This window comes from Janibacter zhaoxuefangae, from assembly GCF_050271985.1.
Classification (GTDB): Bacteria; Actinomycetota; Actinomycetes; order Actinomycetales; family Dermatophilaceae.
Genome location: NZ_CP189849.1, coordinates 121,483 through 146,523, shown reverse-complemented (window position 1 = coordinate 146,523; position 25,041 = coordinate 121,483). Strand labels below are relative to the sequence as shown.

General features: G+C 71.0%; 25 protein-coding genes. 14 read left to right on the top strand and 11 right to left on the bottom strand.

Going from position 1 to position 25,041, the window contains the following annotated elements; translation table 11 throughout:
• The 4 genes from ACQBAS_RS00705 to ACQBAS_RS00690 all read left to right on the top strand — a co-directional run bounded on the left by ACQBAS_RS00705 (position 1) and on the right by ACQBAS_RS00690 (position 3,494).
• Complete coding sequence (locus ACQBAS_RS00705) at positions 1–375, top strand: DUF779 domain-containing protein (protein WP_427384400.1); 375 nt, start codon at positions 1–3, stop codon at positions 373–375.
• A 203-nt stretch (positions 376–578) separates the two neighbouring features.
• Positions 579–860 (top strand): metal-sensitive transcriptional regulator, encoded by a 282-nt coding sequence (locus ACQBAS_RS00700; RefSeq protein ID WP_427385650.1) that lies wholly within the window; start codon positions 579–581, stop codon positions 858–860.
• A gap of 56 nt (positions 861–916) precedes the next feature.
• A complete protein-coding gene (locus ACQBAS_RS00695) occupies positions 917–1,141 on the top strand; it encodes a heavy-metal-associated domain-containing protein (RefSeq protein ID WP_427384399.1) in 225 nt (74 codons plus the stop codon).
• A 25-nt stretch (positions 1,142–1,166) separates the two neighbouring features.
• Positions 1,167–3,494, top strand: coding sequence for a heavy metal translocating P-type ATPase (locus tag ACQBAS_RS00690; RefSeq protein WP_427384398.1), 2,328 nt, complete (start codon positions 1,167–1,169; stop codon positions 3,492–3,494).
• A gap of 24 nt (positions 3,495–3,518) precedes the next feature.
• On the opposite strand, the gene ACQBAS_RS00685 is transcribed toward ACQBAS_RS00690, so the two are convergent.
• The 5 genes from ACQBAS_RS00685 to ACQBAS_RS00665 all read right to left on the bottom strand — a co-directional run bounded on the left by ACQBAS_RS00685 (position 3,519) and on the right by ACQBAS_RS00665 (position 7,143).
• Complete coding sequence (locus ACQBAS_RS00685) at positions 3,519–4,529, bottom strand: NADP-dependent oxidoreductase (protein ID WP_427384397.1); 1,011 nt, start codon at positions 4,527–4,529, stop codon at positions 3,519–3,521.
• Positions 4,530–4,536: 7 nt separating this feature from the next.
• On the bottom strand, positions 4,537–4,959 hold the full coding sequence (locus tag ACQBAS_RS00680) for an organic hydroperoxide resistance protein (RefSeq protein ID WP_427384395.1): 423 nt from the start codon (positions 4,957–4,959) through the stop codon (positions 4,537–4,539).
• Complete coding sequence (locus tag ACQBAS_RS00675) at positions 4,956–5,417, bottom strand: MarR family winged helix-turn-helix transcriptional regulator (protein WP_427384394.1); 462 nt, start codon at positions 5,415–5,417, stop codon at positions 4,956–4,958. Before ACQBAS_RS00675 ends, ACQBAS_RS00680 begins: the two co-directional genes overlap by 4 nt.
• Positions 5,418–5,581: 164 nt before the next feature.
• Positions 5,582–6,217, bottom strand: coding sequence for a VOC family protein (locus tag ACQBAS_RS00670; RefSeq protein ID WP_427384393.1), 636 nt, complete (start codon positions 6,215–6,217; stop codon positions 5,582–5,584).
• Positions 6,218–6,303: 86 nt separating this feature from the next.
• Positions 6,304–7,143 (bottom strand): TrmH family RNA methyltransferase, encoded by an 840-nt coding sequence (locus tag ACQBAS_RS00665; RefSeq protein WP_427384392.1) that lies wholly within the window; start codon positions 7,141–7,143, stop codon positions 6,304–6,306.
• Between the two features lie 95 nt (positions 7,144–7,238).
• On the opposite strand from ACQBAS_RS00665, the gene ACQBAS_RS00660 reads away from it, so the two are divergent.
• Positions 7,239–8,024 (top strand): phosphatase PAP2 family protein, encoded by a 786-nt coding sequence (locus tag ACQBAS_RS00660; protein ID WP_427384391.1) that lies wholly within the window; start codon positions 7,239–7,241, stop codon positions 8,022–8,024.
• Between the two features lie 174 nt (positions 8,025–8,198).
• Positions 8,199–8,996: an HAD family hydrolase gene (locus tag ACQBAS_RS00655; RefSeq protein ID WP_427384390.1), complete on the top strand. Its 798-nt coding sequence runs from the start codon at positions 8,199–8,201 to the stop codon at positions 8,994–8,996.
• A 396-nt stretch (positions 8,997–9,392) separates the two neighbouring features.
• On the opposite strand, the gene serS is transcribed toward ACQBAS_RS00655, so the two are convergent.
• From serS to ACQBAS_RS00640, 3 genes are read right to left on the bottom strand one after another with little or no spacing between them, the layout of a single operon-like run.
• Positions 9,393–10,652: a serine--tRNA ligase gene (gene serS / locus ACQBAS_RS00650; protein ID WP_427384389.1), complete on the bottom strand. Its 1,260-nt coding sequence runs from the start codon at positions 10,650–10,652 to the stop codon at positions 9,393–9,395.
• Positions 10,653–10,675: 23 nt separating this feature from the next.
• On the bottom strand, positions 10,676–12,037 hold the full coding sequence (locus tag ACQBAS_RS00645; protein ID WP_427384388.1) for a cation:proton antiporter: 1,362 nt from the start codon (positions 12,035–12,037) through the stop codon (positions 10,676–10,678).
• On the bottom strand, positions 12,034–12,588 hold the full coding sequence (locus ACQBAS_RS00640) for a DinB family protein (protein WP_427384387.1): 555 nt from the start codon (positions 12,586–12,588) through the stop codon (positions 12,034–12,036). Before ACQBAS_RS00640 ends, ACQBAS_RS00645 begins: the two co-directional genes overlap by 4 nt.
• Positions 12,589–12,621: 33 nt before the next feature.
• On the opposite strand from ACQBAS_RS00640, the gene ACQBAS_RS00635 reads away from it, so the two are divergent.
• Positions 12,622–13,743, top strand: coding sequence for a diacylglycerol/lipid kinase family protein (locus tag ACQBAS_RS00635; RefSeq protein ID WP_427384386.1), 1,122 nt, complete (start codon positions 12,622–12,624; stop codon positions 13,741–13,743).
• A gap of 86 nt (positions 13,744–13,829) precedes the next feature.
• Positions 13,830–14,237, top strand: coding sequence for a hypothetical protein (locus ACQBAS_RS00630; RefSeq protein WP_427384385.1), 408 nt, complete (start codon positions 13,830–13,832; stop codon positions 14,235–14,237).
• A 29-nt stretch (positions 14,238–14,266) separates the two neighbouring features.
• Here ACQBAS_RS00630 and ACQBAS_RS00625 read toward each other — a convergent pair whose 3' ends face one another.
• Positions 14,267–15,367 (bottom strand): FUSC family protein, encoded by a 1,101-nt coding sequence (locus ACQBAS_RS00625; protein ID WP_427384384.1) that lies wholly within the window; start codon positions 15,365–15,367, stop codon positions 14,267–14,269.
• 291 nt (positions 15,368–15,658) lie between these two features.
• Here ACQBAS_RS00625 and ACQBAS_RS00620 point away from each other — a divergent pair, with 291 nt between their 5' ends.
• Positions 15,659–17,761, top strand: coding sequence for a PKD domain-containing protein (locus tag ACQBAS_RS00620; protein ID WP_427384383.1), 2,103 nt, complete (start codon positions 15,659–15,661; stop codon positions 17,759–17,761).
• A gap of 83 nt (positions 17,762–17,844) precedes the next feature.
• On the opposite strand, the gene ACQBAS_RS00615 is transcribed toward ACQBAS_RS00620, so the two are convergent.
• Positions 17,845–18,699: an endonuclease/exonuclease/phosphatase family protein gene (locus ACQBAS_RS00615; protein WP_427384382.1), complete on the bottom strand. Its 855-nt coding sequence runs from the start codon at positions 18,697–18,699 to the stop codon at positions 17,845–17,847.
• Between the two features lie 108 nt (positions 18,700–18,807).
• Here ACQBAS_RS00615 and ACQBAS_RS00610 point away from each other — a divergent pair, with 108 nt between their 5' ends.
• Together ACQBAS_RS00610 and ACQBAS_RS00605 are read left to right on the top strand one after the other, a co-directional pair.
• Complete coding sequence (locus ACQBAS_RS00610) at positions 18,808–19,467, top strand: HAD family hydrolase (RefSeq protein WP_427384381.1); 660 nt, start codon at positions 18,808–18,810, stop codon at positions 19,465–19,467.
• Between the two features lie 98 nt (positions 19,468–19,565).
• Positions 19,566–20,246, top strand: coding sequence for a hypothetical protein (locus ACQBAS_RS00605; protein WP_427384380.1), 681 nt, complete (start codon positions 19,566–19,568; stop codon positions 20,244–20,246).
• Positions 20,247–20,292: 46 nt separating this feature from the next.
• On the opposite strand, the gene ACQBAS_RS00600 is transcribed toward ACQBAS_RS00605, so the two are convergent.
• Positions 20,293–20,760, bottom strand: coding sequence for a DUF2231 domain-containing protein (locus ACQBAS_RS00600; protein WP_427384379.1), 468 nt, complete (start codon positions 20,758–20,760; stop codon positions 20,293–20,295).
• 112 nt (positions 20,761–20,872) lie between these two features.
• Here ACQBAS_RS00600 and ACQBAS_RS00595 point away from each other — a divergent pair, with 112 nt between their 5' ends.
• The 3 genes from ACQBAS_RS00595 to ACQBAS_RS00585 all read left to right on the top strand — a co-directional run bounded on the left by ACQBAS_RS00595 (position 20,873) and on the right by ACQBAS_RS00585 (position 25,033).
• Positions 20,873–21,697 (top strand): nucleotide pyrophosphohydrolase, encoded by an 825-nt coding sequence (locus tag ACQBAS_RS00595; protein WP_427384378.1) that lies wholly within the window; start codon positions 20,873–20,875, stop codon positions 21,695–21,697.
• A gap of 11 nt (positions 21,698–21,708) precedes the next feature.
• Positions 21,709–23,283: a peptide chain release factor 3 gene (locus ACQBAS_RS00590; protein WP_427384377.1), complete on the top strand. Its 1,575-nt coding sequence runs from the start codon at positions 21,709–21,711 to the stop codon at positions 23,281–23,283.
• Positions 23,284–23,347: 64 nt separating this feature from the next.
• Entirely contained in the window at positions 23,348–25,033 is a 1,686-nt protein-coding gene (locus ACQBAS_RS00585) for a ribonuclease J (RefSeq protein WP_427384376.1), read from the top strand.
• Positions 25,034–25,041 lie beyond the last annotated feature (8 nt).

The window sequence follows — 25,041 nt, the reverse complement described above, 5'->3', positions numbered from 1 at the left end:
ATGGGTTCGCGCGTCGACCTCACCGCCGCGGCGGCCGAGCTGCTCGCTCGGCTCGAGGCCCGGCACGGACCGCTCATGTTCCACCAGAGCGGCGGGTGCTGCGACGGCTCGTCGCCGATGTGCTTCCCCGCGGGTGACTTCGTCACCAGCGAGGCGGACATCCGACTGGCCACGCTCACCGGTGAGGGCTTCACCCCCATCGAGTTCTGGATGAGCACGGCGCAGTACGCCTACTGGAAGCACACCCACCTCACCGTCGACGTCGTCGCCGGCCGTGGGTCGGGCTTCTCGGTGGAAGCGCCCGAAGGGGTTCGGTTCCTCATCCGGTCGCGGTTGATGACCGAGGAGGAACTGATCGAGTACGACCTGCTGTAGCCGGCAGGCCCACGATGACGGGCTGGGTGCGATCCCTCCACGCACCCAGCCCGTTTTTCGCTGCCCGGACCCGCTCGCGTTGGGGACATCAGCGATCCACAACGTGCGTGAGGGGGAAGGGGCACTGCCCGATTGCGGGAATACCCTCGGGGGGTATGGTGGTTGGGACGGATGACAGCGAACGCATCCCCCTGGAGGACGTCATGGCCGGTTACGCCGGGAGCAAGGACGACTATCTCAAGCGGCTTCGTCGCATCGAGGGTCAGGTCCGCGGCCTCCACCGGATGGTCGAGGAGGACACCTACTGCATCGACGTCCTCACCCAGGTCGCCGCAGTGACCAAGGCGCTGCAGGCCGTCAGCCTCGGCCTCCTCGAGGACCACGTCGGGCACTGCATCGTCGACGCCGCGCGCGAGTCCGACGAGGCCGCCGCCGCGAAGGTGCGCGAGGCGTCCGAGGCCGTCGCCCGCCTCGTCCGGAGCTGAGGGGCACGACCCCCTTCGCTCGCACGAACCGCCAACCACCACCGAAGGAGCACAGCATGGGCACCACCACCGAACTCACCGTCACCGGCATGACCTGCGGGCACTGCGTGCAGGCCGTCACCGGCGAACTGACCGCCCTGCCCGGGGTCACCGCCGTCGACATCGACCTCGTTGCGGGCGGCGACTCCCCCGTGACGATCACGAGCGATGGTCCACTCGACTCCGCTGCGGTCACGGCCGCCGTCGATGAGGCCGGCTACACCGCTTCCGGCATCCACTGAGCACACCCCCCCGATCGAGGACCCGATGACCAGGCACCAGCACACCGACAGCTCGACCGCCAGCCAGCGCGTCGACCTCGCCATCACGGGCATGACCTGCGCGTCGTGCTCGGCGCGGATCGAGCGCAACCTCAACAAACTCGAAGGAGTCGAGGCGTCCGTCAACCTCATGACGGAGAAGGCGAAGGTGAACTGGTCGGGGCCCGCCACGGTCGATGACCTGCTGGCCACTGTCGCGAAGACGGGTTACGGCGCCACGGTCATCGACCGGGCTGGTTCACAGGCGGGTCACGGCGTCCACGAGGCGCGCGGCGAGCACGCCGCCAGCAGCGACCAAGCCGAGCACGGCGGCCACGGCGAGCACGACCACCTCGCCGCCAGCGGCGATCAGACCGAACACGGCGGCCACGGCGAGCACGACCACCTCGCCGACGTCGCGCCGGGCGCGGAACTCAAGCGCCGCTTCCTCATCGCCCTCGCCCTGACCGTGCCCGTCCTCATCCTCGCCATGTGGCCCGGACTCCACGTCCCCGGCAGCGGCTGGATCCAGTTCGCGCTCGCGACGCCAGTCGTCACCTGGGCCGCCTGGCCCTTCCACCGCGCGGCCGCGATCAACGCCCGCCACCGTGCGTCGACCATGGACACGCTCGTCTCCATCGGCGTCCTCGCAGCCTACGGCTGGTCGGTCGTCTCCCTCCTGACGATGGGCGACGAGGGGCACCTGTACTTCGAGACGGCCGCGGTCGTCACGACGTTCCTGCTGCTGGGCCGCTGGCTCGAGGCGCGCGCGAAGGCGAACGGCCGCTCCGCCATCGAGGCCCTCATGGACCTCGGGGCCAAGGACGTGGCCGTCCAGCGGATCGACGCGTCGACGCGCGCGACGACCGAGGTCCGCATCCCCATCTCTCAACTGCGGGTCGGCGACCACTTCGTCGTCCGACCGGGCGAGAAGGTCGCCACCGACGGCGTGGTCGTCGACGGCGCCTCCGCGGTCGACACCTCCCTCCTGACCGGGGAGTCCGCGCCCATGGACGTCCGCCCCGGCTCCGAGGTCACCGGCGGCACGCTCAACGTCAACGGTCGCCTCGTCGTCACGGCGAGCACGATCGGCGCCGACACGGTCCTCGCGGGGATCACCCGCCTCGTCGAGGACGCCCAGACCGGCAAGGCCGACGTGCAGCGCCTCGCCGACCGCATCTCGGCCGTCTTCGTGCCCGTCGTCCTCGTCATCGCGCTGCTCACCTTCGTGGGCTGGTGGATCGGCACGGGCGACCCGGCCCGAGCGATCTCGGTCGCCGTGGCCGTCCTCATCATCGCCTGCCCGTGCGCGCTCGGCCTGGCCACGCCCGTCTCGCTCATGGTCGGCACCGGCCGCGGCGCCGAGCTCGGCGTCCTCATCAAGGGCCCGCAGGTGCTCGAGCAGACCCACGAGGTCGACACGATCGTCCTCGACAAGACGGGCACCGTCACGACGGGCGCGCACCGCCTGCACTCGCTCGTCCCCGTCGGCTCCCTCGACCCGATGGCCGCGCTGTCGGCCGCCGCGTCCGTCGAGGCCGGCAGCGAGCACCCCATCGCCCGCGCCATCGTGCGCGCCGCCCGCAACCGCGAGGCGCCGATCCGCGAGGCGCGGGACTTCGAGGCGCTGCCCGGCGCCGGGGCGCGCGCCTCGATCAAGGGCCAGGTCGTCACCGTCGGCCGCGCGGACCTCTTCGCCCGGGTGCCGTCCGAGCTGAGGGCGCTCGACTCGGCCGGCACGACCGTCTACGTCGGCTGGGACGACGAGGCGAAGGCCGCGCTGACCGTGACCGACACCGTCCGCCCGACATCCGCGGCCGCCATCGCCCGACTCAAGGAGCAGGGGCTGACCCCCTTCCTGCTGACCGGTGACAACCGCAGCGTGGCCGAGGCCGTCGCCGCGGAGGTCGGGATCGACCCGGCCAACGTGCGCGCCGAGGTGCGCCCGGCGGACAAGCACGACGCCATCGCGGCGCTCCAGGCCGAAGGTCGCGTCGTCGCCATGGTCGGCGACGGCATCAACGACGCCGCCGCGCTGGCGCGCGCCGACCTCGGCATGGCCATGGGCAGCGGCACGGATGTGGCGATGGAGAGCGCCGACGTCGTGCTCATGCGCTCCGACCTGTCGGCCGTCGACGACGCGATCGCCCTGTCCCGGGCAACCCTGCGCAACATCAAGCAGAATCTTGGGTGGGCCTTCGGCTACAACATCGCGGCGATCCCGCTGGCCATGGCCGGCCTGCTCAACCCGATGATCGCCGGCGGGGCGATGGCGCTCTCGAGCGTGCTCGTCGTCGGGAACGCGTTGCGGCTCAAGGGGTTCCGCCGCAGCTGAGGGCTCAGCTGCGGCGGGCCGTGATCAGAGCCGGACGAGCATCTTGCCGGTGTTGGCGCCGTCCAGCAGGTCGATGAAGGCCTGCGGGGCGGCGTCGATGCCGTCGCGGAACGTCTCGTCGCCGCGCAGCTGACCCTCGGCGAGCCAGCCGGCCGCCTTCGTCCGGTACTCGGCAGCGAGCTGCGGGTAGTGGCCGACGATGAAGCCGCGCAGGGTCAGCCCCTTGCCGATCGCCTGGGCCAGGTTGCGCGGACCCGACACCGGCTGGGTCGAGTTGTACTGCGAGATCGCACCACACATGGCGACCCGTCCTCGCAGCCGCAGGGCGGAGATGGCCGCCTCGAGGTGGTCACCGCCGACGTTGTCGAAGTACACGTCGACGCCCTCGGGCGCGGCCTCGCGCAGGCCCTCCCGCACGGGCGCGCTCTTGTAGTTGAAGGCGGCGTCATAGCCGAGCTCGAGGAGGCGGGCGACCTTCTCGTCGGTCCCGGCCGACCCCACGACCCGCTTGGCGCCGAGGGCCTTGGCAACCTGACCGGCGAGCTGGCCGACGGCGCCGGCGGCACCGGAGATGAAGACGGTGTCCCCTTCGCGCATCTCGGCGACGGCGGTCAGGCCCACATAGGCGGTCAGCCCGGGCATCCCGAGGACGCCGAGATGGGCGGAGGCCGGGGCGAGCGCGGTGTCGATGACCGTCACCTCGTCCGCGACCAGGACCACGTGCTCGCGCCAGCCGAGGCCGTGCAGCACGTGCTGCCCGACGACGACGCCCTCGGAGCGGGAGGCGATGACCTCACCGACGGCACCGCCATCGAGCGGGGCGTCGATCTGGAAGGGGGCGATGTAGGACTTCACGTCGTTCATCCGGCCCCGCATGTACGGGTCGACGGACATGACGACATTGCGCACGAGGATCTGACCGTCGGCCAGCTGGGGCAGGTCGACACTCTCGAGGCGGAAGTTCTCCTGCGTCGGCGCTCCGGTCGGGCGCGAGGCGAGGACGATCTGGCGGGTGGTCGTGGGGAGGGAGCTCAAGCTGACCTCAGTCCTCGGTGACCGTGACGGTCACGTCGATGTTGCCGCGGGTGGCGTTGGAGTACGGGCAGACCTCGTGGGCCTTGTCCGCGAGCTGCTGGGCCACCGCGGGGTCCAGGTTGGGGAGGGTGACCTCGAGCTCGACGGCGAGCTGGAAGCCGCCGGCCTCGTTCGGGCCGATGTGGACCCGGGCGCCGACGGACGAGTCGGTGATGTCGGCCTTCGCCATACGGGCGACGCGCTGGAGCGCGGAGTGGAAGCAGGCGGCGTACCCGAGCGCGAAGAGTTGCTCCGGGTTGGCGCCGTCACCGGAACCGCCCATCTCCTTGGGGATGGCGAGGTCGACGGCGAGCTGGCCGTCGCTGGTGCGGGCAAATCCGTCACGGCCGGCTCCGGTGGCGAGGGCTTCGGCGGTGTAGAGGGTGTTCATCGTGATGTTCCTTCGGTTGTGGGTTCAGCAAGGTTGTTGGCGGACTCGCAGAAGCGCTGGGCGAGTTTCCGCAGGGCGGCCAGCTCGTCCGGGTCCATGTCGACAGCGTCGTAGAGGCGCTGCTGGATCGAGGCGACCTTCGTCTCGAGCTCGTGACCGGCGGCGGTCACGTGGATCGTCACGCGGCGACCGTCCTCCCCTTCGCGACGCTTCTCGACGAGGCCGTTGGCGGCCATCCGCTTGAGAACCGGTGAGAGCGTGCCGCTGTCGAGGTGGAGGGCCGTGCCCAGCTCGGAGACCGTGCGCCCGTCCTGCTCCCAGAGGACGAGCAGGGTGACGTACTGGGTGTACGTCAGGCCGATCTCGTCGAGGGCGTCGCGGTAGGCAGCCGTGGCCGCGCGCGCCGCTGAGTAGAGCGCAAAGCAGGTCTGGTGGTCGAGCCGCTGGTTCGGGTGCACGCTGGAATCATTGCACGCAACTGAGTTGTGCACAATTTAACTGCCACGCTGCCGGTGCTGGGAGGGCACGGCTGGGGGATGACAGAGAGGCGGCGACTCCGGTGGGAGTCGCCGCCTCTCTGGGTGTGACCGGCTGTGGTGGGCCGGACGAAGGGGGCCGTCGCCTAGATCGTGACCTCACCGTTGGGGGTCGTGAAGGTGACGGAGAGCAGCCCGGGCGTCCCGTGCGGCGCGACGAAGTCGAACTTGATGACCGACGAGGTCTTGCTCGGGGGCAGACCCAGCCACTCGTGCACGCGCTCCGGGTCACCGGCGACCATGAGGGACTCGATGACGACGTCGGAGTTGTTGTCCGCGGACGGGTGCGCCGACTCCTCGTCCCACTTCACGAAGTAGGGCAGCTGCGGGTCGGAGAGCAGCCCCTTGATGCCGATCTGACGCCACTTGAACTCACGACCGTCGGGCATCCGTCGACCGCCGTCGACCGCCTGGCGACCGAGACGCTTCTCGAGGGACTCGAGGTCGTCGACCGCGATGCACCAGCCGAGCCAGCCGCCGCCGGCCTCGGACCGGGCGCGGACGGCCTGGCCGAAGGGGGCCTTGTCGGCCGACGGGTGGTCGAGCACCTCGACGACCTCGACGTAGCGCTCGTGCGCGAGCGGCAGGATGACATTGCGAGTGCCGAAGCGAGGGTGGAGTCCACCGTCGAGGGGTTCGATCCCCAGCAGTTCCCCGAGCCGCTTCGCCGTGGCGTGCAGCCCCCCGTGCTCGGCGGCGTAAGAAACGTGGTCAACGCGCATATGTTCATCGTGGCACACGGCGAGGGGTGCTCCTGACCGGGGTCCCACCCGTCACACGCCTCACACCGCGGCGGACGCGAGCAGCGTCAGGCCGACTGTCCCGCAGACGCGCCCGCCGCCGCGCCGACCCCGCGCTGACGTACCGCCTCATAGATGACGATGGCGGCGGACGTCGCGACGTTGAGGGAGTTGGCCCGTCCGGCCATGGGGATCCGCACCCGCTCGTCGGCCGCTCCCAGGAGCTCGTCGGTCAGGCCGTACTTCTCCGAGCCGACGGCGAGCGCGACCCGACCGCGGTAGTCGACGTCGGTGTGCAGCAGGTCGGTGTCGGGCGTCGTCGCAACGAGCGTGACCCCTTCGCGGGCGAGCCACGCGACGGTCTCCTCCGTCGATGCCGAGACGACCGGGACCGAATAGACGGTGCCCTTCGAGGAGCGGACGACGTTGGGGTTGCCCCAGTCGGTGACGGGGTTGGTCGCGATCACGGCCGAGACCCCGGCCGCGTCGGCGGTGCGCAGCATGGCGCCGAGGTTGCCCGGCTTCTCCACGGACTCGCAGACGAGGACGAGCGCGTCCGCCGGGAGGTCGAGCTGCTCGAGGGTCGTGCCGACGGCGGCGACGACCGCGAGGAAGCCGTCCGGCCCCTCGCGGTAGGCGACCTTCTCGAAGGCGGAGCGTCCCAGGCGCACCGCCTCCACCCCTTCGCCCCGCAACTCGTCGACGAGCGTGAGCTGGTCCGCCTCCGCGAGCATCAGCTCGGGGCAGTAGTAGAGCGTGCGCGGGCGGACCCCGGCCTCGCGCGCGAGGCTCAACTCCTCGTAGCCCTCGAGGAGGGTCACGCCCGCCTCCTCGCGAGTGCGGCGACGGCGGAGGGCGACGAGCTGCTTGAGCCGGGGGTTCGCCGGGGAGGTGATGACGAGGTCCATGGTGCGCTCATCGTGCCACTGCCACCGGGGCGGGACCAGCACCGGGAGGCTGGCGCTCGGGCGGGCTGGAGGGCGTGGCGGGCACAATGGCCCCCATGTCATCGCACGCGCAGATCAGCGCCACCGAGTCCGCCGAACGGGGAGCCGCTCCGGGCGACGTCGACGGCCGCCGGGGCGCCGTCACCGTGGGCCGTCCCGGCCCGAGCGCGCGCGAGGTCATCTCGGTGCTGGCCCTCACCGCGGTCGTCCTCGCCGTGACCACGCTCCTGGGGCACGCCATCCTCGGCTCCCCCGGCTTCCTCAGGTCGGACGCGACGCTCGTCGACGACGCGACGACGCTGACCGCGGCCAACCCGTGGCTGCGGTCGACGGCGATGGTGTGGGCGGAGGTGAGCCAGCCCGTCGTCCTGTGGGCCGTGCTCATCGTCGCCGCGCTCACGCTGTGGCTCACCGGTCGCGGCGAGGCGGCGCCGCGTCAACTGGCGGCCCAGCAGCGACTCGTGCGCATCCTGCCGCTGTCGATGCTCGTGTGGATGACGGGCGTCGTCGCGAAGGGACTCGTGCACCGGCCCCGGCCGACCCCTGATCCCGACATCACGACGGCGTGGGGCACGAGCTATCCCTCCGGGCACGCGCTGAACTCGGCCGCCTTCGCCGTCCTCTTCGTCGCCCTCGTCGCTCCGCTCCTGCGCACGAAGGTCGCCCGCGGCACCCTGATCGTGGTGCTGGCTGTCGGCGCCGCGCTCACGAGCGTCGACCGCGTGCTGCTCGGCGTCCACCACGTCAGCGACGTCGTCATCGGCGCGATCGTCGGACTCGCGATCGCCTTCGGCGGGTTGCGGCTGCTGCACGTGCGCTATCGGGCGCACCTCGGCCTCTGACCCGAGTTTGGGGCATCAGCGGTCCCAAACTCGGCGCGCTGGGCCCCCTTCCGCTGTGTTTGGGACATCAGCGGTCCCAAACTCGGCTCCGTCATGGCTCTCAGGAGAGCACCTGCGCGTCCGCGAAGAGGTGCGTTGCGCTGGACTGCTCAGCCGGGTGGATAGGGTCGCGCCATGCGTAGACGCCTGGTCGCCCTGGACATCGACGGCACGACGATCCACTACGACACCCACCTGTCGCCGGCGGTGCGGGACGCGGTTCGGGCCGTGGTCGACGCCGGCCACCGCGTCATCCTCGCGACCGGCCGCGCCGTCACCGCGACGATGCCGATCGCCCGCGAGCTGGGCCTGACCCACGGCCACGCGGTCTGCTCCAACGGCGCCGTGACGCTGCGCCTCGACGAGTCGAAGGAGGGCGGCCACGAGATCGTCGACGCGATCACCTTCGACCCCGCACCCGCCCTGACTCTCCTGCGCGAGGCGTGGCCGGATGCGGTCGTCGCGGTCGAGGAGCTCGGCGTCGGCTTCAAGGTGAGCGCCCCCTTCCCCGAGGGTGAGCTCGGTGGGCAGCTGACGGTCGTCCCGTGGGAGGAGCTCATCGCCGACCCGGTGACGCGTGTGACCTTCCGCGATCCGAGCGGCACGAGCGAGGACTTCCTCGCGCTCGCCCACCGGATCGGTCTGCACGGGGTCAACTACGCCGTGGGCTACTCGGCCTGGCTCGACATCAACCCGGAGGGCGTCTCGAAGGCGTCCGCGCTCGAACTCATCCGCCGCCGCCTGCAGGTCGAGCCCGGCGACACGGTGGCCGTCGGGGACCAGCGCAACGACCTCGAGATGCTCGAGTGGGCCGCCCGCGGCGTTGCGATGGGTCAGGCGCCGGACGAGGTCAAGGCCGCGGCCGACGAGGTCACGCTCAGCGTCGAGGACGACGGGCTCGTCCCGGTGCTGCTCTCCCTGCTCGAGGACTGACTCCTCAACCGAGTTTGGGACCGCTGATGTCCAAAACTCGGATGGAAAGGACGAAGGGGGCCGAGTTAGGGACCGCTGATGTCCAAAACTCGGATGGAAAGGACGAAGGGGGCCGAGTTTGGGACCGCTGATGTCCAAAACTCGGGTGGAAAGGACGAAGGGGGCCGAGTTTGGGACCGCTGATGTCCCAAACTCGGGTGGAAAGGGCGAAGGGGGCCGAGTTTGGGACCGCTGATGTCCCAAACTCGGATGGAAAGGACGAAGGGGGCCGAGTTAGGGACCGCTGATGTCCCAAACTCGGATGGAAAGGACGAAGGGGGCCGAGTTAGGGACCGCTGATGTCCAAAACTCGGGTGGGACGAGGAACGGGTGGGAAGGGGGCGCTGGTGGAGCGGGTCAGCGCACGGGGGTGAGGACCTCGAGCCCGAGGAAGGGCTGCAGCGCGGCGGGGACCCGGACGGAGCCGTCGGCCTGCTGGTGGTTCTCGAGGATGGCGACGAGCCAGCGGGTCGTGGCGAGCGTGCCGTTGAGGGTGGCGACGACCTGCGTGCCCTTCTCCCCCTTCATCCGGGTGCCGAGCCGGCGCGCCTGGAAGGTCGTGCAGTTGCTCGTCGAGGACAGCTCGCGGTAGCGGCCCTGCGTGGGCACCCAGCCCTCGCAGTCGAACTTGCGCGCCGCCGGACCGCCGAGGTCACCGGCCGCGGTGTCGATGACACGGTAGGGGACCTCGATCTTGGCGAGCATCGCCCGCTCCATCTCGAGCAGCGCCTGGTGCTGCGCCGGCGCGTCCGCGGGGTCGCAGTAGACGAACATCTCCATCTTGTTGAACTGGTGGACGCGGATGATGCCGCGGGTGTCCTTGCCATAGCTGCCGGCCTCGCGGCGGTAGCACGTCGACATGCCGGCGTACTTCAGCGGACCGCGCGAGAGGTCGATGATCTCGTCGGCGTGATAGCCGGCGAGCGCGACCTCGGACGTGCCCGTGAGGTAGAGGTCGTCCTCGGCGAGGCGGTAGACCTCGTCGGCGTGCGCGTCGAGGAACCCGGCGCCCTGCATTACCTCGGGCAGCACGAGCGTCGGCGTGACCATCGGGACGAAGTCGTGCTCGATGGCCTGCTGCAGCGCGAGCTGGGTCAGGGCGAACTCGAGGCGCGCACCGACGCCCTTGAGGAAGTAGAAGCGGCTGCCGGCCACCTTCGCGCCGCGCTCCATGTCGATCGCGTCGAGGCCCTCGGCCAGCTCGAGGTGGTCCTTGGGCTCGAAGTCGAACTCGGTCGGCGTCCCCACGGTCTCGAGCACGACGTAGTCGTCCTCGCCGCCGACGGGCACACCCTCCTCGACGACGTTGCCGACGCGGCGGATGAGGGTGTCGAGCTCCTCCTGGGCGGCCGCAGCGGTGGCGTCGAGCTCCTTGACCCGGGCCGAGACCTCCTTCGTGCGCACCAGCAGCGCCTGCTTCTCCTCGCCCTGGGCGCGGGCGACGTCCTTGCCCATCACCTTCTGCTCGGCGCGCAGGCGCTCGTAGTCGGCGATGGAGGAGCGGCGGCGCTCGTCGGCATCGAGGATCGCGTCGACGACCCCTTCGTCCTCGCCACGGGCGTGCTGCGAGGCACGGACGGCGTCAGGGTTGTCGCGCAGGAACTTGATGTCGATCACGCGGGTCAGCCTAACGGCGCGGGTCAGGCGGAGGCTGCCCGGATCCGCTCCCGGTGCCGGTCGAGATGGCGCATCGTCGGTGTCACGAGCACGCCGTGGACGAGCACCGACAGCAGGATCGTGAAGCCGACCGTCGACCAGAGCCACCGCTCCTCGGGGAAGACGGCGTGACTGCCGGCGTAGGCGAGGTAGTAGAGCGAGCCGACGCCGCGGACACCGAAGAACGCCGTGATCCGCCGCTCGGTCTGGTCGAGGTCGCTGATCTCACCGCCGCGGCGAACCCACAGCGCGATCATCCCGGCGAGCGGGCGGATGACGAGGACGAGCGCCAGGGCCAGCACGACACCGCGCCAGTCGAGGTTGGCCAACAGCCCCTGGGTGAGGGCGATGCCGAGGAAGAGGAGGACCGTGAGCGTGAGCAGGTGCTCGAGTCCGTCCATGACCTCGTGCATCCGCCGGTGGTAGGCGTGGTCGCGCTCGCGCGAGCGGATCGTCATGGCGCAGATGAAGACGGCAAGGAACCCGTAGCCGCCGACGAACTCCCCCACGCCATAGGCCAGGAGCATGGCCGCGAGCGCGAGCAGCGGCTGCCCCTGCTCGGCCAACCGCAGCGACGCTCGTGGCGCCCCGAAGGCGATCTTGCCGAGCACGAGCCCGACGGCGACGCCGACGATGATGCCGAGGGCGACCTTCCCCAGCAGCTCCCAGAGGAACCAGTGCCCGCCCCACTCGCTGAAGGGGATCGAGGCGACGTCCGAGGCGCCGCCGGCGACCCCGGCCGCGCCGGCGCCGGCCATGAGCAGGGCGGCATGGACGAAGGGGAAGGCCAGGCCATCGTTGAGTCCGGCCTCCGCGGTGAGCGTGAAGCGGACCTCGTCGTCCTCGTCGATCTCCTCGATGGCGAGGTCCGTCGCGTCGTCGTCGACGGTGGGTCCCTCGACCTGGACATCCGAGGCGAGCACGGGGTCGGTCGGGGCCAGGGCCGCCCCGAGGAGCAGGGCCGCGGCGGGCGCAACACCGAGCAGTCCCCAGCCGAGGAGGGCGACGCCGCCGATGCACAGCGGCATGGCGATGAGGAGCATGCGCCACGTCGCGTTCCACTGCCGGAGTGAGTCGCGGTCACGTGGGCGCAGGGGTCGGTCGAGGGCCAGGCCGACACCCATGAGCGCGATGAGCACGGTCAGCTCGGTGACGTGCTGGATGACGGCGCGGTCGTCGATCGGCGAGATGTGCAGGTGTTCGGGCAGTGGCAGCAGGCCGATGAGCATGCCGACGGCGATGAGGATCATCGGCGGCGACAGGGCGACCCGGCGCAGGACGGAGGGCAGGACGACCGCCAGCAGCAGCGACAGTCCCGCGATGACGTAGGTCGCGGCGGCGTTCACCGGGCGTGCGGGGGGAAGCCGACGTCGACCAGGTGGTGGGCGAGGTCGTGCAGTCCGTACTGGCTCAGGGTGAGGGCGGTGAAGCGGGAACCGTTGGAGCGCAAACCGGTCCGGTCCCATTCGTCGGGGCTGACGGCCTCGGCGGCAGCCGCCCACGCATCAGCGGCGACGATGAGTTCCTCGCCGACCATCGCCGGGTCCTGGGCACCGTAATCGTCGGCGAGTGCCGCCTGGTCCTGGTCCCAGTTGGGGAAGGCGGGGTCGTCCTTCGTCAGCATGAGCTCGAGGCGCCCGGTGAAGACGCGGCAGACGTCGCGGACGTGGGCGGCGTATTCGAGCGGCGACCAGGTGCCCGGCTCGGGCCGGCGGCGGGCATCGGTACGCCCGAGCCGCTCCGGCCACGGCTTCGCGAGGTCGGTGATGAGGCGAGCGACATCGGCGGGCTGGACTGCGGGCGAGTCGAATCCGCAGTCCGGGCAGGACCGCTCGAGCACCCAGGTCCAGTCCTTGTCGTCCGGGACGATCTCCTCGGGGGTCCGCTCGTCGCTCATACCGCCCACTCTAGGTGGGGTAGCGTCCCCGACGTGTCCGGTTCCTGGCCCCTCCTGGCCGCCATCATCGCCCTCCTCCTGCTGCTGCTCGGGGTGGCTCTCGCCCTCGTCGCGACGAGCCCCGCGGCGTCGACGCGACCCCTCGGACGCGGCCGGGCCGTGGCGCGCTCCTCCTTCGGTGGTGGGGCGGCACGGCTGAAGCAGGCCGCCATCATCATCAACCCGTCGAAGGTGGCCGACGACGCGGCCCTGCGCGCGCGACTGACCGCCACGTGCACCCGCCTGGGTTGGGCCGAACCCCTCTTCATCCCCACGACCGTCGAGGACCCCGGGACCGGCCAGGCCCGCGAGGCCATCGAGGCCGGCGCCGACCTCGTCTGCCCCCTCGGCGGCGACGGCACGATCCGCGCTGTGGCCGCGGCGCTGTCCGGCACGCGCACGCCGATGGGTCTGCTGCCGTCCGGCACCGGCAACCTCCTGGCCCGCAACCTCGACATCCCGCTGGACAGCCTCGAGGCGGCGCTGGAGCTCGCCTGCACCGGGCGCAACCGGACCCTCGACCTCGGGTGGGTCTCGCTTGACCCGCCCGCGGAGGCGCGCGCCGACGACGAGGCCCAGGCGCAGGACCCCGAGGTCGGCCCCACCGTCGAGCGGCACCTCTTCCTCGTCATGGCCGGTGTCGGGTTCGACGCCGCCGTCATGAGCAGCACGTCCGACGAGTTCAAGGCGAAGGTCGGCTGGCCCGCCTACTTCGCCGTCGGGATCCGACACCTGTGGGACGAGCGGATCAAGGTCACCTTCCAGATCGACGACGACAAGCCCGTCACCCGGCGGATCCGGACGCTCGTCGTCGGCAACTGCGGCAAGCTCACCGGTGGCATCACGCTCATGCCGGAGGCGGAGGTCGACGACGGGATCCTCGACATCGTCGTCGTCGCGCCGAAGGGGGTCTTCGGTTGGGGCTCGGTCGCGGGACGCGTGCTGGCGAAGTCGGCCAAGAAGAGCGACCGCTTCGACCGCTACCGCGGTGAGCGGGTGCTCGTGACGACGGACGAGCCGCGCGAGGTGCAACTCGACGGTGACGTCGTCGGCTCGGCCACGCAGATCCTCGTCGAGGTGGCCGCGGGCGCGCTCGTGGTGCGCGCGGGCGTCTGAGCCGCGCGCTCCCCTTCCCGCGGGCGGCTTCCCGTCCACCCCGCCACGACGTATCGTGACCCCTCGTGGAAGCCGTCGGGAAACTCATGACCTCGGGAGCATTCGGCCGTTCGCGTCGGGCCGCGGAGCGACTCATGGACGACCCGGCAGGCCTGCGTCGCCTCGCTGAGCGCGCCGCCCTCAAGCACCTGCCCGACGACGGCACCGACGTTCGCACCGACCGTTCCGCCGCCGTCCGCCTCGTGCGCGCCCTGTCCGACCAGTGCATCGCCGGCCGCCGGATGGTCCACCGCAGCCGGGACAGCGTCACCGCCGTGGCCCGCCAGCGTCTCGTCGTGGCGGCCCTGCACTACCTCGTGGAGCGGGACGACGTCATCCACGACACCCTCCCCAACGGGTCGACCGACGATCTCGTCATCCTGCACGAGGTCTTCCAGATGGCCGAGGCCGAGATCGCGCCGCACCGCCTCGGGGATCACGCCAGCACGGCCTGACCCGGACCGGACGAGTTGCCCGCTGATCGTCAGTGCAGGTTGGGCGGCAGCGCGTCGGATGCCGCCAGCGGGTCCATCCCCGTCAGCGTCAGCAGGTCGGCGGTGATCGAGCGGATCTGCGCGAGCACGACCTCGATCGTCAGGTCGTGCACGCGCTCGACCTCCGCCGACGCGCGGCCGACCCGCATGAGCGCGGGACGGGCGGCGACGGCCATCTGGTTGGCGGACAGCTCGCTGGCGATCTGGTCGGCGGCATCTGCCAATTCGCGGCACAACACGCGGTAGGACGCCGGGACCTCGCGCCGGTGATAGGCGGCGACGGCCGTGCGGCGCACGAGCACCCGGGTGTTGCGCAGGGCGAGGTCGAGCGGTTCGACGAGGTCGGCGACGTGTCGGATGTGCTCCCGGTGGGCGACGCGGAAGGGGGAACTCGCCACCACCGACAGCCCCTCGTCGGCCGCCGCCCGCAACTCCCGGATGAGGTAGTCGGTCGAGCGCGCGTCCCGCAGGAGGGCGAAGGCGGGATCGCTGTCGCCGTGGTCCATGACGTCCGCGGCCGCACGCAGCAGCGCCGAGATCTTCCGGGTGACGGCGGCCGCGTTCTCCCGCGGGCGGCGCAGGGGTGCGGCCGGCACGACCGTCGCTGCGACGAGGGCGACGGCGCCACCGATGAGCGCGTCGGTCCAGCGGAGCAGGGCGCCGTCGGCCCCGGGCACGAGGGTCGCGACGACGATCGACTGCACGCCCGCCTGGGTGACGAGCAGGGGACCGCCGTCGAGGAGGAAGGCGGTGCACATGGCCAACGCGACGATGAGGGTCAGTTGCCACGCGCCCGTGCCGATGGCGATGACGAGCAGGTCGGCGATGAGGACGCCCAGGGCGACGCCGACGGTCACCTCCGCGACCCGGCGCAACCGCTGACCGAAGGAGGTCCCGAGGCAGACGACGGCCGCGATGGGGGCGAAGAAGGGCATGTCGTGGCGGAAGACGTCCGCGGCGAGGAACCAGGCGACGCCGGCGGCGATGGCGCACTGGGCCACCGCCCAGGACTTCGAGCGCAGCCGCGTCAGCCGCGTCCGCAGCGAGGTGCGGCTGACCTCCCATGCGCGGTCGAACGGTCGAGCCTCCATGGAGGCATCGTCTCAGGTGCCGGCACTCGAGGCCCGCCGCCATCCGCCACGCGGTGTGAATGGTGCGAATCGTGCGGATCGCCAAGGGTTTTCGCCATTCGGGCACGCGCCGATGAGCCCGGTGTCACCGTGGAGGGGTGTCGCCAAGGCAGCGACACGGAGCGTCGTCATGACGCTCACGGGGTGCAGACAGAACGTGTCCGGGGGCGGAACGCGCGTGCCGCGGGTGGGTGGCTGTGGGCCTCGTGACGCCCGGGCGGTGCCCCTCCTTCACGGAGTTGGAGAGCAGACATGTCCGATCTCATCACCGTCCGGCGCACAGCGCCGGACCCCACGCGCGGCATGCGCCGCACCCGCAGGCGGTGGACCTCGTTCCTGGCCCTGCTCGCGGTGCTCGCCGCCATGTTCGTCGTGCCCGCGGGGTCGGCCCAGGCGGCCACCCCGTCCACGACGCTCAACTTCAGCGGCCAGAAGACGCTGCAGAGCCGCTACTTCACTGCGGGCTGCGACGGCTGCATCCCGCTGAGCGACCTCGGCGTCGGGACCCGGCTCACGGCCTCGGTCACGGCCGACTGGGCGCCGACCGCGCAGGTCACGTATCAGTACTCGGCGTCGAAGCTCCGCCAGGGCCAGACGCTCGATCTCACCGACAAGCTGACGCCGGGCTCGGGTCCGCTCGAGCTCACCTGGGGCGTCCACGGCGACGCGGGGTCCTACAACTTCACGGGCGCCGGGGCCCAGTTCCCCGACGACGGGTCGGAGGATGCCGTCGTGCCGATCGACCTCTCGACGACGGAGACGACGACGTGCCCGCTCCGGCTCGACGGTGACGCCGGCTACTCCTGCTCGGCGACGCACACCTTCACCGTCCTCGACGCGACCTTCGCGGGCCAGGGCGTCAAGGTCATGATCCCGCTGACGACCACGCTCGACATCACCCCCGACGGGGTCATCACGACGCGCTCGATCACCATGGGGTCGGTCACGCAGACGGACACCCTCGAGTTCCACGGGCCGTCGCCGTCGACCATCGCCGACCCGGTCGTCGTGCCCTGTGACGCCGTGCCGGGCGACAGCCTCGTCTACGACCTCACGACGTCGAGCACCTCGCCCGGCTTCGACTCGACGACGCGGGTCAACCTCAAGATCGACGTCACCGTCATCTTCACCGTCGAGGCCGTCAACGAGACGATCGTGACGATCGGACCCGACTCGGGCACCTTCGATCTCACCGCCGGCAGCGCACCGCTCGACTTCGGCGAAGTGCTGGCCAACAACATCCCGCCGACGATCGTCGCCGCGAGCGACTACGCCGGGGACGAAGGGGCCCCGGTCCAGTTCGACGCGAGCGGGACGACCTCCGTCTGCCCCGGCAGCCTCACCTACGTCTGGGAGTTCTCCGACGGGGGCAAGGCCTACGGCGAGAAGCCGAAGCACACCTTCAACGACAACGGGACCTACTCCGGTCTGCTGACCGTCAGCGACACCAACGACAACGTGTCGAAGAAGTCGTTCAGCGTCGAGGTCGGCAACGTCAAGCCGGTCGCGAAGGCGGGACCGGACACCTCCGGGGCGTGGGGCCGCAGCATCGCCTTCAACGGCTCGGCCGTGGATCCGTCGTCCGTCGATCAGGGGACGCTCGACTACACATGGGACTTCGGTGACGGCACGCCGCCGCTGACGATCGCCGACGGTGGCTCGTCGACGACCCACGCCTACGCGACGCCCGGGGAGTACACGGCCACGCTGACCGTGTGCGACAAGGAGGGTGCGTGCAGCACCGCCGACAGCCGGGTCATCACGGTGACGAAGCGGGCGGTGTCGCTGTCCTATCTCGGCGCCACATCCGGCACGTACGACACGGCGGCGACGTTCTCCGCGAGCCTCGTCGACGAGTTCGGTTCGGCGGTCAACGCCGGGCCGGTCCAGTTCGCGCTCGACGGCGACAGCCAGGGCACGATCGGCACGAACTCGTCGGGGATCGCCTCGCACACGCGGACGATCACGGCGCACGCCGGTGACTACGCGCTGACGGCCGACTACGCGGGCAGCACGAAGTACGAGCCCGCGGGCTACGACTCGACCTTCGCCGTCGGGCGCAAGGCGACGTCAGTGACCTACACCGGGTCGGTCACGGGCGGCCCGAACAAGACGATCACGCTCAGCGCGGTCGTCAAGGACGCCTCGGGCACCCCGCTGCCCGGTGTGAGCGTCGCCTTCGCGTTGGGCACCCAGTCCGCCAGCGCGACGACGAACGACAACGGTCTGGCGTCGACGACGCTGAAGCTCGCGCAGAAGAACGGCACCTACACGGTGTCCGCGACCTACGCGGGGACCGCTGGCACGTACTCGGGGTCGGCGACGTCGGCGACCTTCAAGCTGCAGGCACGCTGAGTCCGGCTCTGCCGGACTGCTGACAGCACGACGCACGAAGGGGTTCGCGAACCCCTTCGTGCGTCGTGGCCTGTCCGGGCGGGTCAGTTGGCCGCCTGCACCTGCGACGGGTGCGGCAGGACCAGCTCGGCGACGACGGGAAGGTGGTCGGACGCGGGTGTCGTCAGCACCTGCGCGCTCACCGGCTCGATGTCGTCGGAGGCCAGCACGTAGTCGATCCGGCGGGTCGGGTTGTCGGCCTCGATCGTGTAGCCCTGGCCCTCGCCGACGACCGGCCAGACGTCGGCGAGTTCGGCGGTGAAGAGCGGGTACTCGGCCGACTCGGGCGCGGCATTGAGGTCACCGACGAGGACGGCGGGCAGGTCGGAGGCACGCACGATCTCGTTCATCACGTTGGTCTGAGCGGTTCGACCCGCCGAACTGTTGTGCGTCAGGTGCGTGTTGAAGAAGCGGAACTCCGTCCCCCGGACGCGCACGTCCGCCTGCGCGAGGCCGCGCTGCTCGCCACCCGGGTGGTTGGGCAGGGGGGTGTTGGAGCAGTTCTTCAGCGGGTGGGACGACAGGATCGCCGTGCCGTACTGCTGTCGGTGGGTCTGGTCGGGCAGCGGCGGGTTGTCGAGGTTCGCGGAGTAGCAGACGTTCATGTCGAGCAACTCGGCGAGCACGGCGGCCTGATCCGCGAAGTCCGAGCGGGCACCCCAGTGGTTGTCGACCTCCTGCAGGCCGATGACCGAGGCACCGGTGTCCTCGAGGACGCGGGCGATGCGCTCGACGTCGAGGACGCCGTCGGTCCCGGCGGCGTGGTGGATGTTGTAGGTCGCGATCGTCACGGTGCGGTCGGCGGCGGGCGGCAGGTCCGTGGCGGCGGTGGCGCTGACCGGGATGGTCAGGGAGGTGGCGGCGAGGAGGGCGAAGGTGGCTGCGTGGGTGCGAGACATGGCGGCGACGGTAGGAGGCGGGCGTGGCGCGGGGTCGTCGCGGAGGTGGCCGTGCCCGGATCGAGGGGTGAAATGCCCGATTGTGCGTCGGCGGGTGAGAATGGCGGCGTGGACATCTCCGGCCTGACCGACCGCACCTTCGACGCCGTCATCTTCGACAACGACGGGACGCTGACCGACTCGACGGATGCCGTCGTGCGGTCGTGGATGACGTGGGCCGATGAGCACGGCGTGCCACGCGAGCGTCTGGCGGGGATGCACGGGATCCCGGCCGAGGGGATCATCGCGCGGGTCGCGCCCCACCTCGAAGGAGGCCCGGCCCTGGAGCGCATCACGCAGCTCGAGGTCGAGGACAGCGACGGGATCGCGGCGCTGCCGGGCGCGGTTGCCGCGATCGAGGCCCTGCCCGGGCGGTGCGCCATCGCGACGTCGGCGACGGCCGAGCTCGCTCACATGCGGCTCGCCGCGGCCGGGCTCCCCGAGCCGACGGTGCTGGTCACCTTCGACGACGTGGAGCACGGTAAGCCGGCACCGGACCCCTTCCTCCTGGCCGCGCAGCGGCTCGGGGTCGACCCCACACGATGCCTCGTCGTCGAGGACGCGCCCCTGGGCGTTGCCGGAGCGCGCGCGGCGGGCTGCGCTGTGCTCGGCCTGACGACGACCACCCCGGCGGACGAACTCGACGCCGACGCCATCGTCGAGACGCTCGCGGACGTGCGGTTCGTCGTGGACGGGGACGTCATTCGGGTGACCTCCGCGGAGGCGTGACGACCGATTTGCACGACTCCGCGCGCATTGTCGGTGTCTGCCCCTAGGTTGTGCCCGGGCGCATGGGCGCCCACTCACTTCTCACCCCAGGGGTCACCATGCTCAAGCGCACCCTCACGGCCGTCACGGCCGCCGGATTCCTCGCCACCGCGACGGCGGTGGCCACCCCCGCGTCCGCGGCGGGCTACTGCTCCGTCGCTCTCCCGACGAAGGTCAGCGTCACCTCGCCCTACAAGGCGATCCGGGCGTCCTTCAGCTCCGGGTGCACGGTCAACAACGTCTTCGCGTCATGGTCTCTCGTCCACCCGACCCAGGGCCCCATCGACGGGGTCCTTTTCGACGCTCAGGATCGCAACGTCTCCTACGAGACCGTCGAGTTCTACGACTGGGAGCCGCGCGGCCGCTACGACGTCCGCCCCGACGGCGCCTTCTCCCAGGACGACTACGCCAACGTGACCCAGAACGAGCGCACCCTCACGGTCAAGCTGGGTTCGCGTCAGTCCGCCGCCGGCGCCCGCTCCGGCAGCTACGTGACCGTCTCAGGGACGGCGACGCGCTACTCCCCCAACGCCGGCGCCTTCCGCGCCTGGTCCGGGGCCACCGTCCGCCTCTACCAGAAGAAGTCCGGCGGCTCCTGGACGTACGTCAAGACGACGACCAGCAACAGCACGGGGCGGGTCAGCGTGAAGGCCTACGCCTCGACCGCGCGCTACTTCCAGCTGCGTTCGGCCGACTCGTCGACGACGTGGGGCACGACGTCGGCGTCCGTCTACCGCTGACCGGACGCGGCGACGGCGCCCGAGCGCGTCCGGGTCAGTCCCGGGCTCAGCCCCAGACGGCTCGGGCGCCGGCGTCGCCGGTCAGCGCGACGAGGACGAGGACCGCGATCGGGACGATGACGAGCAGCGCGGTGGTGGGCAGGACGAGGCCCGGCTTGCGCGCGGCGCGGTCGGTGCCGCCGACGAGGCGGGTGACCACGGGCAGGACCCACCAGGCCAGCACGATGACGGCGGCCATCACCCACACCGAGAGCTGGAGCTTCTCGGCCCACTCCTCGTGGGAGTGCAGGACGGCCGAGACGTTCTCCTCGGCCTCGATGAGGGACTCGCCGCTCATCGACGCGAGCTGGGTGGCCGCCGCGCTGACGAGACCGAGGACGAGCATCGGCCAGCGCAGCGCCCACCGCCAGCCGGGGCGCAACCCGTAGGCCATCGCGACGAGGGCGGTGAGCGGGACGAGGACGACGACGGCGTGCACGACGAGGGGATGCACGGGCAGCCCGAAGATTTCCATGAGGCCATTCATGCACGCCGGACTGCGCGTTGTCTGCGAGGCGCACGGGAGCCGGCGCTACGACCTGCGGGGGTCGTGGTCGCGACCCGCGGCGATGCGGTTGGCTGTCCCCATGGACACCGACGCCTGGCAGGACCGGATCCGGCAGTTCACCGACGAGCGCGACTGGCACCAGTTCCACACCCCGAAGAACCTCGCGATGGCCCTGTCGGTCGAGGCGAGCGAACTCGTGGAGATCTTCCAGTGGCTCACCCCGGACGAGGCTGCCGGGATCATGGCGACCGATCGCGGGGACGCCGTGCGCGACGAGATCGCCGACGTCCTCAGTTATCTCCTGCGTCTCGCGGACGTCCTCGACATCGACCTCGACGCCGCCCTCGAGGCCAAGACGGCGAGCAACGCCCGCCGCTACCCCGCGGACACCGCCCGCGGCTCCATCGCGAAGGCCGGCCCCGACCCCCTCACACTCGCCTCGCCCGAGCCGGTCGTCGTCATCGAGCCGGTCCTCGGCGCATGCCCGTGCGCCGGCGGGTGGGTGGGCGCGCTCCTGACGCCGGCCGCGCCGCGGCCGCAGGTCCTCACCGCCCCCGACCTCGACGGCCTCATCGAGCTCGCCCTCCAGAGCGAGGCCGTCACCGCGGTCGCCGTGGTGACCGTCCCTGCTGCTGCCGCCCCGGCCAGCTCTGCCCCCGCGGGCGAGCGACCCGGCATCCGCGTGATGTCGGTGGAGGCCGAGGCCGCCTTCGCCGATCTGGCCGGCGCCCTCGTGCCCGGCGGCCGCGCCACACCCACCGGCGACGAGGCTCGCCTGGCGATCCTCGAGCGGGCGAAGGTCGGTCGGCCGAGCATCTTCGCGGGATCCGACTACACGACGGCGGACGTCCTCGACGCATGCGCCGCCGCCTGCGCGGCGGTTCGGGGCTCCACCGGGCGGTAAAGTCGGTGGCAATGCCTCCCCTCGACGACGCCCGACCCCGCCGCACCTTCGCGGTCATCAGCCACCCCGACGCCGGCAAGTCGACCCTCACGGAGGCGCTCGCGCTGCACGCCCGCGTCATCTCCGAGGCTGGCGCCGTGCACGGCAAGGCGGGCCGACGCGGAACGGTGTCCGACTGGATGGAGATCGAGCGCTCGCGCGGGATCTCGATCAGTTCGACGGCGCTGCAGTTCGCCTATCGCGACCACGTCGTCAACCTCGTCGACACCCCCGGCCACGCCGACTTCTCCGAGGACACCTACCGCGTGCTCGCGGCCGTCGACGCCGCCGTGATGCTCGTCGACGCCGCGAAGGGGCTCGAGCCGCAGACGCTCAAGCTCTTCCAGGTCTGTGCCCACCGCGGCATCCCCGTCATCACCGTCATCAACAAGTGGGACCGCCCGGGCCTGGACCCGCTCGAGCTCATCGACGAGATCGAGCGCGAGATCAAGCTCAAGCCGACGCCGCTGACGTGGCCCGTCGGCATCGCCGGCGACTTCCACGGCGTCCTCGATCGCCGTACCGGCCGGTTCATCCAGTACACGCGCACGGCCGGTGGCGCGAAGCGCGCCCCCGAGCGGCACCTCGACCCCGACGACGCTCTCGTCGCGGCCGGCGACGACTGGACGACCGCGCAGGAGGCCCACGACCTGCTCGCCTCGGACGGCGCCGACCACGACCAGGACTCCTTCCTCGCGGGCACGACGACCCCGGTCCTCTTCGCCTCCGCCCTGCTCAACTTCGGCGTCGCGCAACTGCTCGACATGCTCCTCGAACTGGCGCCCGCACCCGGCGCGACGACGACGAAGGACGGCGGCCTACGGCCCGTCGACTCCGACTTCAGCGCCTTCGTCTTCAAGGTGCAGGCCGGCACGGACACCGCCCACCGCGACCGCCTCGCCTACGCGCGCGTGTGCTCCGGCGTCTTCGAGCGCGGCATGGTCGTCACGCACGCGGCCACCGGCCGCCCCTTCACGACCAAGTACGCGCAGACCGTCTTCGGCCGGGATCGGACGTCCGTCGAGGTGGCCCTGCCGGGCGACGTCGTCGGTCTCGTCAACGCGAGCGCGCTGCGGGTCGGCGACACGATCTACGCCGGCGAGCCGGTGGAGTACCCGCCGATCGCGAGCTTCGCGCCGGAGTTCTTCGCCACCGCCCGCGCGACCGACACCGGCCGCTACAAGCAGTTCCGTCGCGGCATCGAGCAGCTCGACCAGGAGGGCGTCGTCCAGGTGCTCCGCTCGGAGCTGCGCGGCGACCAAGCGCCTGTCCTCGCCGCCGTCGGCCTCATGCAGTTCGAGGTCGTGCAGGTGCGGATGGCGAGCGAGTTCATGGCGCCGATCCGGCTCGACCGACTCGATTACACCGTCGCCCGCCGCACCACCAAGGAGGACGCGCCCCACCTTCAGGGCCTGCGCGGCACCGAGGTCCTCGAGCGGTCCGACGGCGCCCACCTGGCCCTCTTCACCGATGCCTGGCGTGCCCAGGCCGTCCGTCGCGACCACCCCGACCTGGTCCTCGAACCCCTGCCGGCAAGCGCCCGGTGACAAACCGCTCCCACGGACAGGTTCCGGGGGCGGGTGCTGCACCCCTTCGATCAAAGGAAACACCGTGAGTCACCCCCATCTGGAGCTCCAGGCGCCGCCCGCCCTGCCCCGCGACGGCCTGCGCATCGTCGCCCTCGGCGGCCTCGGCGAGATCGGGCGCAACATGACCGTCTTCGAGCACAACGGCTCGCTGCTGATCGTCGACTGTGGGGTGCTCTTCCCCGAGGAGCACCAGCCCGGCGTCGACGTCATCCTCCCCGACTTCACCTGGCTGCGGGATCGGCTCGACAAGATCGCGGCGATCGTCCTCACCCACGGCCACGAGGACCACATCGGCGGCGTCCCGTACCTGCTGCGCGAGCGCGCCGACATCCCCGTCGTGGGGTCGCGCCTGACGCTCGCGCTGATCAAGGAAAAGCTCAAGGAGCACCGGATCCGCCCGAAGCTCGTCGAGGTCAGCGAAGGGGAGCACCGCACGTTCGGTGGGTTCGACTGCGAGTTCCTCGCCGTCAACCACTCGATCCCGGATGGGCTCGCCGTCGGCATCCGCACCAAGGCGGGGCTCGTCCTGCACACCGGTGACTTCAAGATGGACCAGTTCCCCCTCGACAAGCGGATCACGGACCTGCGCGGCTTCGCGCGACTCGCCGATGAGGGCGTCGACCTCTTCATGACGGACTCAACGAACGCCGAGGTGCCCGGCTTCACGACGTCCGAACGCGACCTCGCGCCGGCCATCGAAAAGGTCTTCCGCACAGCGCCGAAGCGGATCATCGTGTCGAGCTTCGCCAGCCACGTGCACCGGATCCAGCAGGTGCTGGACGCCGCGCACGAGCACGGGCGGAAGGTCGCCTTCGTCGGTCGGTCCATGGTGCGCAACATGGGGGTGGCGCAGGAACTGGGGTACCTCAACGTGCCGAAGGGGCTCATCGTCCCGCTCGACCGGTTGGAGCGGCTGCCGGACAACAAGGTGACGCTCGTGTGCACCGGGTCGCAAGGTGAGCCGATGGCCGCGCTCGCGCGGATGGCCAACCGCGACCACAAGATCCGGATCGGCGAGGGCGACACGATCCTCATGGCGAGCTCCGTGATCCCGGGCAACGAGAACTCGATCTCCGGTGTCATCAACGGCCTGACCCGCTGGGGCGCCAACGTGGTGCACAAGGGCAACGCGAAGGTGCACGTGTCCGGGCACGCCAGCGCCGGCGAGCTCGTCTACTGCTACAACCTCATCCAGCCGGCCAACGTCATGCCGATCCACGGCGAGTGGCGTCACCTGCGGGCCAACGCCGACCTCGCGATCAGCACCGGCGTCGACCCCGACAACGTCGTGCTCGCCGAGGACGGCCTCGTCGTCGACCTCATCGACGGGCACGCGAGCATCGTCGGCAAGGTTCCGGCCGGCAACGTCTACGTCGACGCGCAGACCGTCGGCGGCGTCACCGAGTCCGCGCTGAAGGACCGCCGCACGCTCGCCGAGGAGGGTGTCGTCACCGTCCTCGCGATCGTCAATGCCGACACCGGCAAGCTCGCCGACCCGCCGGACTTCCTCGTGCGCGGATTCACCCACAAGGTGAGCGACTTCGACCCGGCGATCCCGCTCATCGAGAAGGCGCTCGCGACGGCGGCGAAGGAGGGCATCGGTGACCCCTGGCAGCTCGAGCAGGTCATCGGTCGTGAGGTCGGGCGCTGGGCGCACCGCACCTTCCGTCGGAGCCCGTTGATCATCCCCATCGTGATCGACGCCTGAGCGTCGGG